We start from the raw sequence: 14,583 nt of genomic DNA, 5'->3' as shown, positions 1-14,583 counted from the left end.
CCGGACAAGCCGTCGAACACGGGCGTCGCGGTGAAACACGCCCGCCGGCGACACCGTCCCCACCGTGGTACCGTCTGATGTCCCCTACTCCCGCATCTGCCGTCGCGCTTCGACCGACTCCGTCCAGTCCTGCTCGGGGCCGACCGGGACGATACCCGTCGGGTTGATCTCGCCGTGGCTCCGGTAGTAGTGGGCCTTGACCTGGTCCATGTTACAGGTCTCCGCGACGCCCGGTGTCTGGTACAGGTCCCTGGCGTAGTCCCAGAGGTGGTCGAAGTCGACCAGCCGGCGGACGTTACAGTTGAAGTGGGTGTGGTAGACGGCGTCGAACCGATACAGCGTCGGGAAGAAGAACACGTCGGCGAGCGTGAGGCGGTCGCCGACGACGTACCGGTTGCTCCCGAGGTGGTCGTCCCACCGCGACAGCGCGTCGAAGAGCGCCCACACCGCCGTCTCGTAGTCGGCCTGCGAGTCGGCGAACCCGGCACGGTAGACGGCCGTGTTGATCGTCGTGTGGATCTCCTCGATGGCATCGTCGATCCGCTCGCGCATCGGTTCGGGATAGAGGTCCCGGTCGGTAGTCGCGAGGTGATCGAACTCGGTGGCGAGCATCCGGGCGATCTCGGCGGACTCCTCGTGGACGATGGTGTGGCGCTCCCGGTCGTAGAAGACGGGGACAGTCACCGGTCCCGTGTAGTCTGGGTCGGCCTCCTGGAACACCTCGAAGAGGGTGTCGTGACCGTGTACCGAGTCCGGGGTACAGTTCGCCTTCCCGGGGGTGAACTCCCACCCTCGGTCGTGGCGAACGGGATCGACCACGTCGACCGAAACCGCCCCGTCGAACCCGAGCAGTCGGCGCGTGAGTGCCGCCCGGTGCGCCCACGGACACGCCCGCGAGACGTAGAGGTGATACCGACCCGCCTCCGCGGGGAACGTCGCGTCGGGTGCGTCCTCAACGCGGTCGTCGAAGGCGTCGTGGTCGTACTGGTCGCGGGTTGCGTCGGGCTCCCACTCGCCGTCGTGGAGCAGGCCCATCAGTCGTCACCCCCGTCGGTCGTCTGCCAGAACAGGCCGGTGCCCCGCCGCTCTCGAACGAGCGCTCCGTCGTCGACGAGCGACTCCAACACCTGTCGAGCGTGGTCGTCGTCGAGGTCGTACACTTCCGCGACTTCGCGCGTCGCGACGGGGCCGTACGCGGCGACGAACCGCCTGACCGGCGGTGGGGACGAGGGCTCCAGCGACGGCGCGACCGACCGCAACTCGGCCGCGAGGGTGTCGAACGACGCGAATCCGGTCGCTCGACGGCTGCCGGACGGTCCCTGGATGTGATAGGTCGGGAACGCCTGGACGCCGGCGTCACGGGTCCGCGAGAGGTCGTCCTCGAACGCCGCGCGTGCGGTTCCGTCGTCCAGAGCCGCGGTGAAGTCGTCGACGTCGAGGCCGACCGACCGCGCAAGGTCGACCTGGACGTCCCGCTCGTTGACGTTGCGCACCTGCGTCGCGTACGCCTCGCGCAGGCGTCGGAGATACCGGTGGGCCAGATCGACGTCCTGCTGTCGGGCGGCGGCGAACGCCACGCTCGCCGGGTACGTCGACCGTGCCGGGTTCGCCTCGAAGATCTCCACGTCGACGGGCATGCCGTGACGCTCGGCCGCGTCGAGCCAGTGCGGGGCGACGTCGCTCGGGGCCGCGATGTCGTTTGCCGCGTCGTAAAAGCCGTCGAAGTCCTCGACGAGTCCCCCCATGACGTACCCGATTCGTACTTGCGCGCCGAACGCGGTGCGAAGGTGTCTGATCACGGGCTCCGAGCCCCAGCACCACGTGCACATCGGGTCCGTGAACTGGGTTATCGTCGGCCGGTCGGTCGCTGTGTCTGGATGCGACATACCGACGACTACTGCCCGCCGTCGGATATAGTTCAGACACATTACAATAAACCAGGTGTACCGCGGTGTAGTGGGTCGTCCTCGGCTCCCTCGCTCCGACGACTTGGCTAAGTGACATCCTCCCCGTCGTAAACGACGGGGCTTCCCATACCGCAGGTGGGATATTTGCTGGTCTACGACATGACCTGTTCTCGCGGGGAAAACGCCCTACTCTCCGAATCAAACAAGTATGTCGATGGCTGTGCCACACAGCCGTTACTCCTATCCTCACCGTGAGGACTCGGAGTTATCTTCTGACGCATGTTCTCCGCTCCGTTGCAATCCGCGTTGGCTACCAACGTACACGACTGACAAACGTACAATCCACGGTGCTTGCGGTTCGACTTCGCGTCGTCACCACACCGTGAACACGTCTTCGAGGTGTTCCATTCGTTCTCCTTTAGCACCTCAACACCACGTTCTTCGCCTTTGTACGCGAGGTACTGGTAGAGACGGTCGAACGCCCACGTATGCAACTTCTTGTTGCCAGTCTTACCCCAGTCAGAGTTACGCACGTCTTCAGGCCAACTCACCGCAAGCGTGCCAACACCGCGTTCAACACACTCCGTTATGATGGTATCTGAGAGGACGTGGTAGAAATGTGATTCACGGTCTGCGAGTTTCTGACGCGCCCACATCGACTTCTCGGACGGGCCGTTCTCACCTTCCGTGTCGTACTCAGCACGTGTGAAGTAGTGTTTATCCTGCTTAAGCAAGTTACCGGGGTACAGGACGTATTCGTCGGGGAACGCGACCGTGGCGATGTTCTTGATACCGAGGTCGATACCAGCAACACCATCGCCTGCGGAGCCGTTGGTTTCGAGTTCGACTTTGCAGACGAAATGCAGTTCCCATTCGTCACCGTTCCAGACGGCGCGGACGTTCTGCACCGAGTTGACTTCCGAGAGGTCAACGTCGGGGCGCGTCCGGTACTCACAAAGCAGGAAGTCCGACCAATACTCTTTCAGGTTCGAGCCTTTCGAGAGCCGGACTCTGTTGTTCTCGGGGTCGTGTTTGAACCCGTCTTCTTTGAACGTGACCGTACTACGTGGTCGAGTATCGCCGTGTTTGCGGTATCCGGGCGGATTTGCCGTGTCGTCTTTGTGTCGCAGGTCGAACCATGACTGGAAAGCGTCAGAAAGTTCTTCGATGACTTTCTGACTGGATTGTGCGTTCAGGTCTTTCCAGCACGCTTGGTTCTTCATATACGATTTCAGCACGCCCTCATCGGGAATTTCGCCGGTTGCGTTCCAGATGCGGTCGGCTGTCCATCGTGCGACGTTCCAGATTTTCGAGGCGGAATCTCCGAGCGAGTCAAAGCCATCGCAGACCTGCCGGTGGTTCTGGATGGAACCAACGTAGGTGCGAGTGACCTCAATCGCCATACATAGCCTATGTAGGTAAACCTAATTAATGGTGTGGATTAGCGTGGAATATCCGGCCTGCTACCGGCGGTGGACTGTGGCGGAGTTGTCGGATTCACTCCCGCGGTAAACGGCGGGATTCTCTCCTCGTAGAAATAGTGCCGCACGCATCCGGCACCAGTTCCTCACCCCCCGGGCGTGTACGTACGAGTGATGGCGACCTCGGATCGGTCCTCGAGAGCAATGTCGGACCGGGCGGACACGAACACCGTGTGGCTGGACGACGAGCGACGGCTCACGTACGCCGAATACGGTCGCGCCGAGGGGATCCCGGTCGTGTTCCTCCACGGGACACCCGGCTCCCGTCGACTGGGCGGGCTCCTCGCGCCGGTCGCCCGGCGCGCCGGGATCCGGGTGCTCGCGCCCGATAGGCCGGGGTACGGCAGGTCGACGCCGTGGCCGGACTGGTCGGTCGCCGACGCCGGCGCGTTCGTCACCGCCGTCCTCGACGACACCGGCGTGGAGACGGCCGGCCTCGTCGCGTTCTCCGGCGGAAGTCCCTACGCGCTCGCGGCAGCCGAGACGCTCCCGGGTCGAGTCACCCGGGTCGACGTCGTCGCGGGTGCGACGCCGCCCGGCGTGGGCGGCGCGGTTCCCCTGATGCAACGGGCACTCGCGGGGATGGCGACGGCGACGCCGTTGCTCCTTCGTGGACTCTTCCGTGGCCAGGCGTGGCTCGCCCGGCGGCTCGATCCCTCTGTCGTCGTCTCGCAGTACACCACGGGCGACGCCACGTCGGTGCCCGACGGCGTCGCGCAACTGGTAAAAGCGGACTTCGTCGAGGCGTTCGCCCGGCACCGGAGCGGTGCCGTCACCGAGTTCCGCGAGTCGACCCGGGACTGGGGGGTCGACTTCGCGGCCATCGACCAACCCGTGCATCTCTGGCACGGCGAAAGCGACACGAACGTCCCGCTGGCGGGCGTACGGCGTCTCGAAGCGCGCGTCCCGACCGCACGGCTGCACGTCCTCGACGCGGACCACCTGCGGACGCTCCTCCGCTGTCGATCCGACGTGCTGGGCGGCCATCGGTGACACGAGCGTTCGGTCCGTCCGCGTCGCTGGCTTCCTCTGTCGGTCCGACGCGGAGCTACCCGAGAGCGAGCCACTGATTGATATACCGCACGCCCGAACAGCCCGCCACGGCTGCATGAAACGCATCCAGTTCGCCGTCACCTACCCGGAGCGACTCCGCCACCCGCTCCACCAGCGGGTCGTGGGCGAGTCGCCGATCGGACGGGTGGACCTGCTGATGTGGAGCCCGACCGAGGACGCGACGACGCTGCTCTGGTGTGACGGCGACCCGAAGTCGACGGCGGAGGCTGTGGAGGCTATCGACTCGCTTCTCGTGAGCGCCGTCGTCGAAGAGGCCGACGGAACGTACGCGTTCCTGCGGCAGGCCGACTACGAGTTCCCGGGAGCGGTCTTAGAGACCATCGCGGCGTCACGGGTCGTCTTCCTCCCGCCGGCCCGCTTTCTCGACACGGGCGAGGTCGAGTTCGAGGCGGTCGGCGAGGCCGAGGCGCTCAGCTCGTTTCACCGGGCGCTCTCCGAACTCGGCGACCTCACCATCCGACAGGTCCACGAGTTCGCGCGCAGGCGCTCGTCGTCGCGCCTCACCGACCGACAGCGGGCGGCGCTCGATGCGGCGGTCGCCGTGGGGTACTACGAGGTCCCTCGGGAGGGGACCGTCGCGGACGTCGCCGCCGTGCTCGACTGTGCGACGAGTACGGCCGGGGAACTGCTTCGGAAGGCGGAGGCCGCGGTCGTTCGAAGCTACACCGAACGGCGGTGAGCACCGAGAGGGACAGGTCGAACGCCTCCACGTGACGAGTTACTCCACTCCGACACATGTGACGGCCTCCCAGGAGCACTCGGCGGGATTCGCTCCTCGACGACCGAGAGATCAGTGAACTTCTCGCAGCCCGAACTTTGATTATCTCGTTACGAGTATCCGACCTATGGGCGAACCAACACGTTCGCCAACCGAGGGGAGTGCGATCATCGCGGCCTCGATAGATGGGGCAGGCCTCGTCGAGGGAGAGACGTTCGTCACGGCCAACAGGGAACTGGCCGTGAGCTTCGGATACGACACCTCGGACGCTCTCGTCGGAACGCCGTGGCGTGAGTTGTATCCACGGGCGGAGTGCAAACGCATCGAGAGCGAGGTCCTCCCCGGGGTTCGGCCCGAGCGGGGCTGGCGAGGCGAGGTGGAAGGGGTTCGGAGAGACGGCTCTCCGTTCCTACAGGCTCTGTCGGTCCGCCGCACGGTGAACGGACGGCTCGTCTGGGTCGTTCGTGACCGCAGTGAACGGGTCGATCACCAGCCGAATTCCGAACAACAGCCGCGTTCAGACCGGAAGACGGCCGAAAACGGTGACACGAGAATCGAGCGGAACGCTCCCAAGGCCAACGGAACTGACGGACCCACCGACCTCCCGGAGTCACGGAACCGGACGACACGGTTCCACCCGTTCGTCGAAACCGCACCCGTCCCGATCGCCGTGTTCACCGCCGATCGAGGGATCGTCTACTGCAACGCGAAAGCGGCAGAGTTCCTCGGAGCCGAGGACCAGACAGACGTGATCGGGACGGAGCCGGAGCGGTTCGTGCATCCGGAACATCGTGATCGGGCACGGCAGCGGATCAGCCGGGTCCTCGAAGATCGAGAAGCGACCGAGCCGAGGGAGTATCGGTTGCTCGGACTGGACGACGAAGAGCGATACGGGGAGATCGCCGCCGCGCCCGTCGCATACAACGGCGAACCGGGGGCGTACGTCCTCATCAACGACGTCACGCGACTCAAACGCTCTCAAGAGGAACTCCGCCGCGAGCGACAGTTTCTCGAAGCCGTCATCAACACCGTCGAGGATATCGTGTACGTCCTCGACGCGGAGGCCCAGCTCCGTCTCTGGAACGAAACGCTCGGCGAGACGACCGGCTACACGAGCGAAGAGATCGGGAGTATGCACGCAAAGGAGTTCGTTCCGGAGGGGGAGCACGAGTACGTCCCGGGGTTGTTGGCGTCGATGGACGCCTCCGAGGACCGGCGGGTCGAACTGAGCCTCCTCACCAAGGACGGCGAGTCGATCGAACACGATTTCAGGGGAACGACGTACGAGTTCAGGGGAACGACGTTCGAGGATCCGGAGACAGGTGAGGTGTTTCGCTGTGGAGTCGCTCGGGACATCACCGACCGACTGGAACTTAAGAGATAGTCCGGGTGCGAGAATCGAACCCGAGTGCGGGACCCGCTGACACTCGTCTCGCGTGATTCGATTCTCGCCTTCCGGCTTCCTTCGTCACTACGTTCCTCAGAAAGTCCGGGTGCGAGAATCGAACCCGCGTCTCAGCCTCCACAAGGCCTCGGGCGGGCCGATTACCCAAGCTCCCGTGCAAGCCCGCATCGGGGCATACGGAACGCTGCCCCCGCGAGTGGAATACTGGCTGTTTCAAGCCCTGTGAACCCACTTTTCGCGTCGAGCGGTTTGAAGTCCCCACACCGTCACAAGTCGAGGGATCGTGACGATCTCACTTGAATGCCGGCCTTGGTTGCCCATTAAGTGCCTTGTTGAACGCAAGACAGCGTCGGGGTGGGGTTGCTGATCTACAATTTTACGGCGCTAAAGACGGCTTCTCGCCCTCAGAAGATGCAGTAGCTGTCACTCACAGCGGTTGCTGATGAGTCAAAACTATGGTACCTTGCTCCATTGTTCCGGTGACGGCGGCGATGCCTCTCCCGGATACGTCCGGAGAAGGGGAGCAGACGGCGAGCCCTAACTCGCCGCCTGCGTCAGGTTATGCACGATGCACTTGCGAGTCAGCTCCCGGAACTGGCCATGCCAGCTCCGGGAGCGGAGCTTCTCGCCGTCGTCTTCCTTCAACTGCGAGAAACCTGTCTCGCTCATCCAGCGTTGGTTGTAGTCCTCGTTCATCCGGGCGTTGTGGGCCTTCTGCAACGGTGTCTGCTCCCTGTGCTTGATCAACGGTCGCGTTGAGTTGGAGCGACACTCCTCGCGGAGGTCGCTCCACGAATAGTTCGCATCAGCAGACAACACACGCAGGTCTTCCGCGTTCCGGCGGAAGACCTGCATCCCGATGTGGCCGTCCCAGGCTTTCTTCGTCGTGAAATGAACGTCCTTGATCGCCAGCGAGTTCACGTCGATCAAGATCGTCGTCTTCATCGACTGGAACGAGTAATTCGCGCGGTCGCGGTAGTGGTAGCTGGTTTGATCGCGCTGGAAGCCACTCGCGTCAATCGCGGCTTCACCACTCCAGCCCGCCTGCTCCGCCGAAGCGCGGAGCAGGCGGCGCAGGTCACGCATCCGGTACTCTTGTTCCCACCGGCAGAACGAACTGTAGTGCGGTGCCTCGTCAAGTTCGAACACGGCGAGGACACCGGGCATCTCGTTAAGATAGTCTTCAGTCTCACGGAGGCTCTTCTCCAACTCGACGCGGTACAGAATCAAGGCGATCTGCACCCATTTCGCGTACCCGCCCGCGCCGTCCGGCGCGGCGGGTACTTCCGGGTCGTCAACGTGCTGTTTGGCAAGATCTCGACACATCCGTGCTAGCCGTCTGAGCGATGCCATATCGCCAGACGGCGTCCAATTACGGGTTAGCGTGACGGAATCTTCCCGTGAGAGCGTCTGAAGCTGCCGTTAGTCGACCGCAAAACAAGGCACCATTAAGGCAACCGGGAACTCGTGGCGGTCACACCACGTTTTCGAGTTCCGACGAGACACGACGCCTGCTGAAACGCCCAGTTTACATCGGAAGTCGAGGGGGTGGTGGGGTTGCCGCCTCTCTCGGGGCTCGAATCAACCGCTGCTCGTTGTCATCCTTCGGAACCACCAGTCAGTTCGTCAGCTGCGTCACTCGTGATGGGTCGCAGGCTGTGGTTCGCCGGAAACTCCCACATGTTACGGGGATCCGGGAGTTCGGGGACGCAGATGATTTCGACGCTCACGTCGAGTTCTTCGCCACCGTACTCGAACGTCCCCGAGAGATGGAGGTTGCTCTCGCCGCGGTCGAGGTCGATTTTGTGCGGTTCATCCATCTGCAGACTGCGGATGAACACCTTAGACTCGGATTCGCAGTAGCCCGTGTTCCATCGTTCGACAGTCACCCACACGTGGCCAGTACTCGCTGTCCAGATGCTGCTAAGGGCGGGACGGTCGGCGTCATCGACTTCGTGGGTGTCGTGGACGTTGCGGTAGCTGTCGCCCTCGTAGCTGCTTTCCACTTCACCGTCGATCTCGATTTGCGTAGTCGATAACCCAGAGCGCGACTGGTCGATGATCGCCGCTGCCAGTTCGTCGCTCGAAACCCAGAGGTCGTGTTCGTGCGGGTTGCGTCCAAAGATGGCGGCGAGAATCTCTTCGCCGACTCCTGCGGAATGTTGGACGCCGCTTGGATCGTACTCGGCATCGATGAGAGTCTCCGCGAGTCGGATTTCGCGGGTGGTCGGAAGCGTATTCCAGCCGATTACGAGTTGGCGACGTCTACCAGACAGACTACCGTAGCGGACGCGTGTCGTCACGTACTCGCTTTCCCGGGGTACCTCGCCGGCAGTGGCCTCGCGAGTGTCGTACAGGCGGCGGATGTCTTTTCCTGCTCTCTCGCCATCGTGATGGTTAATGTCGGGAGCAACCGGGAAGTCACGGATGTGTTCGACGTCGTCAGCCTCGCTGGTGTCCGTGCTTGTTTCGTGGATGGTGACGTTGAGCGCGTCAAGCGCGGCCTCGACGTATTCGGAGAAGAGGTCTTCTAGTTTCTCAGTGCCGAGGAATTTGGTTTCAGTGCTCATTTCTCTGTTTGCCGCAGAAACACGCGCTGTCGACGGGGTGTCTGGCACACTCGCGGGGCATGAGGGACTGACCGTTCACGCTGAGATACGCTTCACCTTCTCTGTGGTTCGATCTCGTTTCGTCTTCGATGTGCAGAGTTTCGTTCACTGCACTCTAACAGTCGAGACGTGCTTTCCAGATAAACGGTTACGTGCAGAACCTGCCAACAGACCCCTCTATCCTCGAATCTTTATGTCTTGCCACAAACGATGTTACAACTCCTGACGACCGCTGTTATTCCGGTTAGTGTGTTCCACGCTCACGGGGCGTCGACTCTTCGCGTAATTGTCGAGCCATGTCTGTCTGGTGCCGAGGCGTTTCTCGACGATGTGCCCGTTCAGTTCAGCGCGCACGAAGTCCATCACGTGCTGAGTGTACCAGTCTCGCTCATGAATCATCAATACGCGTCGCCGAAGCGGCGGAATGGTCAGACGAAAATGCAGGATGGCTTCTACAACTATTCGTCCCGGTCTGTTGTACCTACTAACCGTGCACGCTCCACAATTGCGTAAGGTGATCGGTAGATGAAACATTTCGACCAGCTGGAGCGTCTTATGTCTGTGGCGAGTACTGGAGGATATTACGCGGGTCGAAAGAGACGAAGGACGGGAAGAATGAATAGAGATGGAGATTATCGTCGATACCTACAGTCCAGAGGAGCAGGCGATGGGATAGTACGCGTATCTGGACGACACGATAGACTTCCCGTTCGAGGCGTGGTGTGTCACGAAGCGAGTGGAGTCGCCCTTGGAGGAAGGCGAAACGGTACGCGTCATTGGAATGTCCGCGATTGAACCGACGCTTAGACAGATGTGTGACCGTGGAATGGATGGACAGGGAAGTCGGCGTTCCATTGGAGCAGCTGGAACCTATCGACGCCAGTAGTGACACGAAACGAGCGATCAAACACTGGCACTACTGGCTCGATCGCTGACGACCGTGGTTTCACATCCGGCTGGCCGCACGACTGGAGAGGAAACGCATTTCTCCGAGGTGCCGATAGTGTCACTATGGCTCACGAGTGCGACGACTGCGGTGAGTCGTTCGAGACACTCACGCGTCTTCGTCTCCACGACTGCGGTGACGTCCAGTCGGATTCATTATCCACCGCGACCAACCCCAATGAACCACCATCCACGGATTCATCGCCGGCCGAGAAACGGAACGCATCCGTCGCTGAACTCGATACCCTGCTCGACCGGTTCTCAGATGGTGACGTTGACGCACTTCACTACGCAGTAGTAGAGTTCGAATCGGCGCTCTCGGCCGCACTCGAGGAAGACAGCAGTGGAGACAAGTTCCGGGACGTCTTCTGGCCGTACTACGAACGCGTCAGCGGCAAACTCGACGAGGCAGCGAGAGCACACGGGTGGGCGTTCCTCGAGGACGTAATTGAGGCTCATGACCCTACTGTGGAGGACGAACTTCCGCTCGTCACACCCGCAATAGCGAACGCCGTCGGGCGGTACCTCATCCGCACGCGACTGACCGGGGGCGTCGAAGCGATTCCGGTCGAGGCGCTTGAGTATCTCGACGCTGTCGCGGTCAACGCCGACGACAGCGACGACGTCGCACACGAGGAAGTCCACGCGTACGGGTGGGGGATTGGACACCCAGACCACTCGGTCGTCGACCACCTCCGCGCTCGCGTGTCTGAGGACGTCTTCTCGGTCAGCCCGACGCTCGAACACACCTTCTACGCCGACCAGTACGCCGCAATCGACGCGCTCGAACGACTGGTGCGAGACAAGTCGGTTGATGGGACGCTCCCCCGGGTCAACCGTGAAAATATGTCGTACCGTCGATACCTGCTCGACTGCGTCTACAGCCTGAAGATAGACGACTACTGGCCGGGAATGCCACGATATTACGACTGGCACGAGGAGTTCGACTACACCTTCGAACTCGACGAGACAGTCGAACAGCGCATCCGTGACCTTGTTGAAGAGACGGGCTTTGACGCCAATCTACCAAACGACTGGACGTTCCGTGACCTCGGCGTGTGAGCGAACCGACGGCACGCTTTACTCGCAGCCAGACATATGGCCGATAATGCCGTTCAGAGTCACGTGGCACGCGATCCTCGACGAATGTGAGGGTCTCGCCGAGGGTGCGACTCTGCTCACCCCACTCTCACAGAGTCGCTTCCGGATCACCGACGTACAGGATCACCGTATCGTCATCGAATTTCTCGACCGTGACGTGGACGAGACGCGCCCGCTCCAGCGCGAGCAGTTCGAGACGCTCTACGAACGTATCAACGACACATCTGATGGATTTGATCTCTCTCGACTTCCAGCCGATGCCGACCCGTATCCCGCCGTCTTGAGTCTCCATCCACGATTCGAGGTCGACGAGAGCGCGGGCGTGATCCGGGAGACCAACGAGCCGACCGGCACACAGATCATCACGGGAGTGGATGACATTGCATCGAATGAGGGATCCACCGAGCGTACAGAACCCGACGTGAAGGTCTACAGCGATGCCCTCCTGCTCATCGACGCGCTCGAACGGAACGACCTCTCTTCGCTCGATACGCTTGATACGCCTGCTCTCATCAATATCTACACTCTGCTCTCGGACGTACAGCGCGACGCGAACGACCTGCGGCAGAACGTGAGCGACGTGTTGCTGGATCGGCTACACCACGACCAGCCCGTTCATGGACAATTTGGTTCGGTACAACGCACTACGCGTCGGAATCGGAATCTCAAGGATAGTGACGAGGTGCTGGCAACGCTGGAGAACGCCGGAATCGACCGCGAGCGCGTGTTGAGCGTCGATCGTAGCAAAGTCGACGACGCTCTCGACGTGACTGAACTCTCGGAGTCGGATGTGTACGATATCGATGAGACTGAGTACGTGCGGAAGGCCGAAGTCGACGAGGAACAGCGGGAAACGCGACTGCAGGGGCTAAAGGATCGCCTCGCGGCGAGCGCCGATCCCGAAGCTGAACACCTGCGCGAGGAGATTGATGAGTTAGAGGGACGGATCGAAGAGTTGACCGAGTTCAAAACGGGACGGACGTATCACACTCAGTCAGGGGCAGAATGATCAGGGGGTTCCCCGATCGGCCGCTCTCCGCCGGCGAGACGCTCACACTGTCACACGCACGTGACGACCTGCTCGTAATTCCGGCGACCCCGAACAGCCTCGTCGGAAACGATGGCTCTCTCGACGATATCCGAAACGTCCTCGTGTTCACGAGGAACGTCGTAGCGTCACTCGCGTACACCGACGCAGGCGGCTGGACGGTCGTGTCGAAGGTGGCCAATCCGTCGGCGTTCGAAGACGTCCTCGATTCGCTCATCGAGTTCAGAGGCAACAGTCTCGCAGACGAAGACAGGGATGCAATTGTCGAGACCATCGCGGAAGCCTACGAGACGTTCACGGAGCGGACGCTTCGGTGATCGGCTGGCGCGCGTCGAGCGACGATACGTAATCGCCTGTTGTTTCATTTTTTGAGCGCCCCCATTTCGTCGAGGAAGGCGGGCCGGTTCGAGTGCTTCTCTTTCAGGTGCGCGACGAACACCTCGAATTCCTCGTCGAAACCCAACTCGCGCATCTCTTCGAGGTACTCCACGACCGTTCGATAGTGATCGCGCCCGGTCGTGTCCGCGAGGAACGGTTCGAGGCGTTCCTCGTAGACCTCGTAGTACGTCTCTGGATCACAGTCCGCGACGTCATCGCGATACTCGCTCAGAATCGTGAGGCCGTTGTCACCCACTGCTCGCCAGAACGCGTCGTCGGGTTCGTCGCGAGCGGCTTCGATGACTGCCTCGAACGCGTCTGCCATGAGCCCCTCGCGCAGATAGAGCTCGATTAGGTGACGCACGTTCGACCCTTTGAACCGCGCTTCGAAGTCCGCGACGCGTTCCTCCCAGTCGTCATCCGAGCAGCGTAACCGCAACTGCTCATAATACTCCCAGTTCCCCGATTGGAGGAACTGTTCCCGGAGGAGTTCCGTGTGCCGTTCCGGATCCCGGTCGGCGTAGATGTCGATCAGGAAGCGTCGAATCTCTCCGACGTTCGAGAGCGCGTCCAACCCCGCCTCGGCGACCTCGATCGCTCGGTCGACGTCACCCTCATTTACGAGCAATCGGGCGTACTGCAGACAGAACGCCCGAACGTCGAGATAATGTTCCTCATACACCTTCCGTAGCCTCTCGGTATCGTCGAGTGCGTTGAGCACGTCGGCGTAGGTTTCGATGCGTCGTTCGGCTTCGTAGCGACGCGTATCGAACGATCCGATTCCGTAGTCGGTCTCGCTTGTCTCGGGAATAGCGGCCGGGAGGTCGTCTTCGAGGAGGCCGCGCCAGTACCGGAGTTCCGCGTCGTCGGTACAGAGTTCCCAGAGCGCGTCCTTGTACTGTCCTGAAAACGTCCCGACGGCCGGATCATCGCTTGCCCATCGCCCGAACAGGTACTCGATGTACTCGCGCCTCCCCTCGTGGTCGAGATCGGCCTCGTGGATGCACTCGACGAACGCGTCGAGTTCGTCTTCGAAGTCCTCGCCGTAGTAGTCCTGCACCATGTCCATGTTCTCGATACGCACCTCGGTCATCGCGCGGTAGATGGTGGCCGCCTCCAACGGGTTGCCCTGCTCGCGGTGAGTCTCTGCAAGGCCGTGAAATTCCGAGAATCCGGGGCCCTCGTACTGATAGGTATAGGGGCTGCGGTACTGCTGACTCATCTCTTTCCTGTAATCGTAGAGGCTCTGCGTATCCTGCATCTCGAAGCGCGTGAGCAATCGCCGGCGCAGATCGGCGTCACGCTCGCACTCGTTGAGCAGAAAGTCTCGAAGTTCCTCGGGATGTGCCTCCGACAGAATGCGTTCGACAGTCTCTCGATCGTCGTCGAAATCAACGTTTCCTTCTGAAAGTTCCAACAGCACCGCGACGATGTGCTTGCAGTATCCACCCCAGTCGTATGGGCACGTACAGGTGGCATCGATGTCTTCGGGCTGATCACCCTTCTCTTCGATATCGATCTCGACATCGTAGGGTTCGGGCTGGGAGCCCTGCACGGCGGCGCTCACGGTCTGGTCGAAGCGGTTGATGTGCTCAATGTGGTTCTCGTCGCGGTAGCTGACGGCGCGATCAAACACCTCACTCGTGCAGAGGCCACGGATCTGTTCCGGTGAGAGAGTCATGTCGCATCAGGGAGGGAACGCGATGGTATTCGTTGAACGTGGATTGTCCGTCACACTGGTTTGACGACTTCGTCACAAGTCGGGCACTCGGCGAAGCATCTCGTGTTCCCGTTGCCGTCCTTATACTCGATGAGCTTCCGTGCGGGAGCGATCGGATCATCACAGTCCGGACAAGTTCCAAGAGAAGACGGTTCGGAATCCATGGGAATGGGAGGGAGCGTGTGACATTTTCCCTC

At 61.4% G+C, this 14,583-nt stretch carries 13 protein-coding genes and 1 pseudogene; 7 read left to right on the top strand and 7 right to left on the bottom strand.

Going from position 1 to position 14,583, the window contains the following annotated elements; translation table 11 throughout:
• Positions 1 to 84: 84 nt before the first annotated feature.
• The 3 genes from NKJ07_RS13910 to NKJ07_RS13900 form a co-directional block, all read right to left on the bottom strand.
• Positions 85 to 1,035, bottom strand: a complete 951-nt coding sequence (locus NKJ07_RS13910; RefSeq protein ID WP_318567408.1) for a glutathione S-transferase family protein — start codon at positions 1,033 to 1,035, stop codon at positions 85 to 87.
• The gene (locus NKJ07_RS13905) at positions 1,035 to 1,886 is read right to left on the bottom strand and encodes a DsbA family protein (RefSeq protein WP_318567407.1); all 852 of its coding nucleotides are present in this window, start codon (positions 1,884 to 1,886) and stop codon (positions 1,035 to 1,037) included. The genes NKJ07_RS13910 and NKJ07_RS13905 overlap by 1 nt, the downstream gene beginning before the upstream one ends.
• A 173-nt stretch (positions 1,887 to 2,059) precedes the next feature.
• Positions 2,060 to 3,310, bottom strand: coding sequence for an RNA-guided endonuclease InsQ/TnpB family protein (locus NKJ07_RS13900; protein WP_318567406.1), 1,251 nt, complete (start codon positions 3,308 to 3,310; stop codon positions 2,060 to 2,062).
• A gap of 222 nt (positions 3,311 to 3,532) precedes the next feature.
• Here NKJ07_RS13900 and NKJ07_RS13895 point away from each other — a divergent pair, with 222 nt between their 5' ends.
• The 3 genes from NKJ07_RS13895 (at position 3,533) to NKJ07_RS13885 (ending at position 6,564) form a co-directional block, all read left to right on the top strand.
• A complete protein-coding gene (locus NKJ07_RS13895) occupies positions 3,533 to 4,381 on the top strand; it encodes an alpha/beta fold hydrolase (RefSeq protein ID WP_318567405.1) in 849 nt (282 codons plus the stop codon).
• A 115-nt stretch (positions 4,382 to 4,496) separates the two neighbouring features.
• Entirely contained in the window at positions 4,497 to 5,141 is a 645-nt protein-coding gene (locus NKJ07_RS13890; protein ID WP_318567404.1) for a helix-turn-helix domain-containing protein, read from the top strand.
• 166 nt (positions 5,142 to 5,307) lie between these two features.
• Positions 5,308 to 6,564: a PAS domain-containing protein gene (locus NKJ07_RS13885; RefSeq protein ID WP_318567403.1), complete on the top strand. Its 1,257-nt coding sequence runs from the start codon at positions 5,308 to 5,310 to the stop codon at positions 6,562 to 6,564.
• Positions 6,565 to 7,122: 558 nt separating this feature from the next.
• Here the strand turns inward: NKJ07_RS13885 and NKJ07_RS13880 are convergent.
• Positions 7,123 to 7,938, bottom strand: coding sequence for an IS5 family transposase (locus tag NKJ07_RS13880; protein ID WP_318566907.1), 816 nt, complete (start codon positions 7,936 to 7,938; stop codon positions 7,123 to 7,125).
• Between the two features lie 245 nt (positions 7,939 to 8,183).
• Complete coding sequence (locus NKJ07_RS13875; protein WP_318567402.1) at positions 8,184 to 9,155, bottom strand: hypothetical protein; 972 nt, start codon at positions 9,153 to 9,155, stop codon at positions 8,184 to 8,186.
• 664 nt (positions 9,156 to 9,819) lie between these two features.
• On the opposite strand from NKJ07_RS13875, the pseudogene NKJ07_RS24430 reads away from it, so the two are divergent.
• From NKJ07_RS24430 to NKJ07_RS13855, 4 genes and pseudogenes are all read left to right on the top strand, one after another.
• Positions 9,820 to 10,129 (top strand): annotated as a pseudogene (locus NKJ07_RS24430) (calcium-binding protein).
• 76 nt (positions 10,130 to 10,205) lie between these two features.
• Positions 10,206 to 11,201, top strand: coding sequence for a DUF8137 family protein (locus tag NKJ07_RS13865; protein WP_318567400.1), 996 nt, complete (start codon positions 10,206 to 10,208; stop codon positions 11,199 to 11,201).
• Between the two features lie 46 nt (positions 11,202 to 11,247).
• Complete coding sequence (locus tag NKJ07_RS13860) at positions 11,248 to 12,249, top strand: DUF7983 family protein (protein ID WP_318570463.1); 1,002 nt, start codon at positions 11,248 to 11,250, stop codon at positions 12,247 to 12,249.
• Complete coding sequence (locus NKJ07_RS13855) at positions 12,246 to 12,605, top strand: DUF7964 domain-containing protein (protein WP_318567399.1); 360 nt, start codon at positions 12,246 to 12,248, stop codon at positions 12,603 to 12,605. The genes NKJ07_RS13860 and NKJ07_RS13855 overlap by 4 nt, the downstream gene beginning before the upstream one ends.
• Positions 12,606 to 12,649: 44 nt before the next feature.
• Here the strand turns inward: NKJ07_RS13855 and NKJ07_RS13850 are convergent, their stop codons facing one another.
• Both NKJ07_RS13850 and NKJ07_RS24595 read right to left on the bottom strand, forming a co-directional pair.
• A complete protein-coding gene (locus NKJ07_RS13850; RefSeq protein WP_318567398.1) occupies positions 12,650 to 14,347 on the bottom strand; it encodes an SWIM zinc finger family protein in 1,698 nt (565 codons plus the stop codon).
• A gap of 50 nt (positions 14,348 to 14,397) precedes the next feature.
• Complete coding sequence (locus NKJ07_RS24595) at positions 14,398 to 14,550, bottom strand: DUF7837 family putative zinc-binding protein (protein WP_484593986.1); 153 nt, start codon at positions 14,548 to 14,550, stop codon at positions 14,398 to 14,400.
• Positions 14,551 to 14,583: the final 33 nt, after the last annotated feature.

The organism is Salinigranum marinum (assembly GCF_024228675.1).
GTDB lineage: Archaea > Halobacteriota > Halobacteria > Halobacteriales > Haloferacaceae > Salinigranum > Salinigranum marinum.
This window is presented reverse-complemented; position numbering and strand designations above follow the sequence as displayed.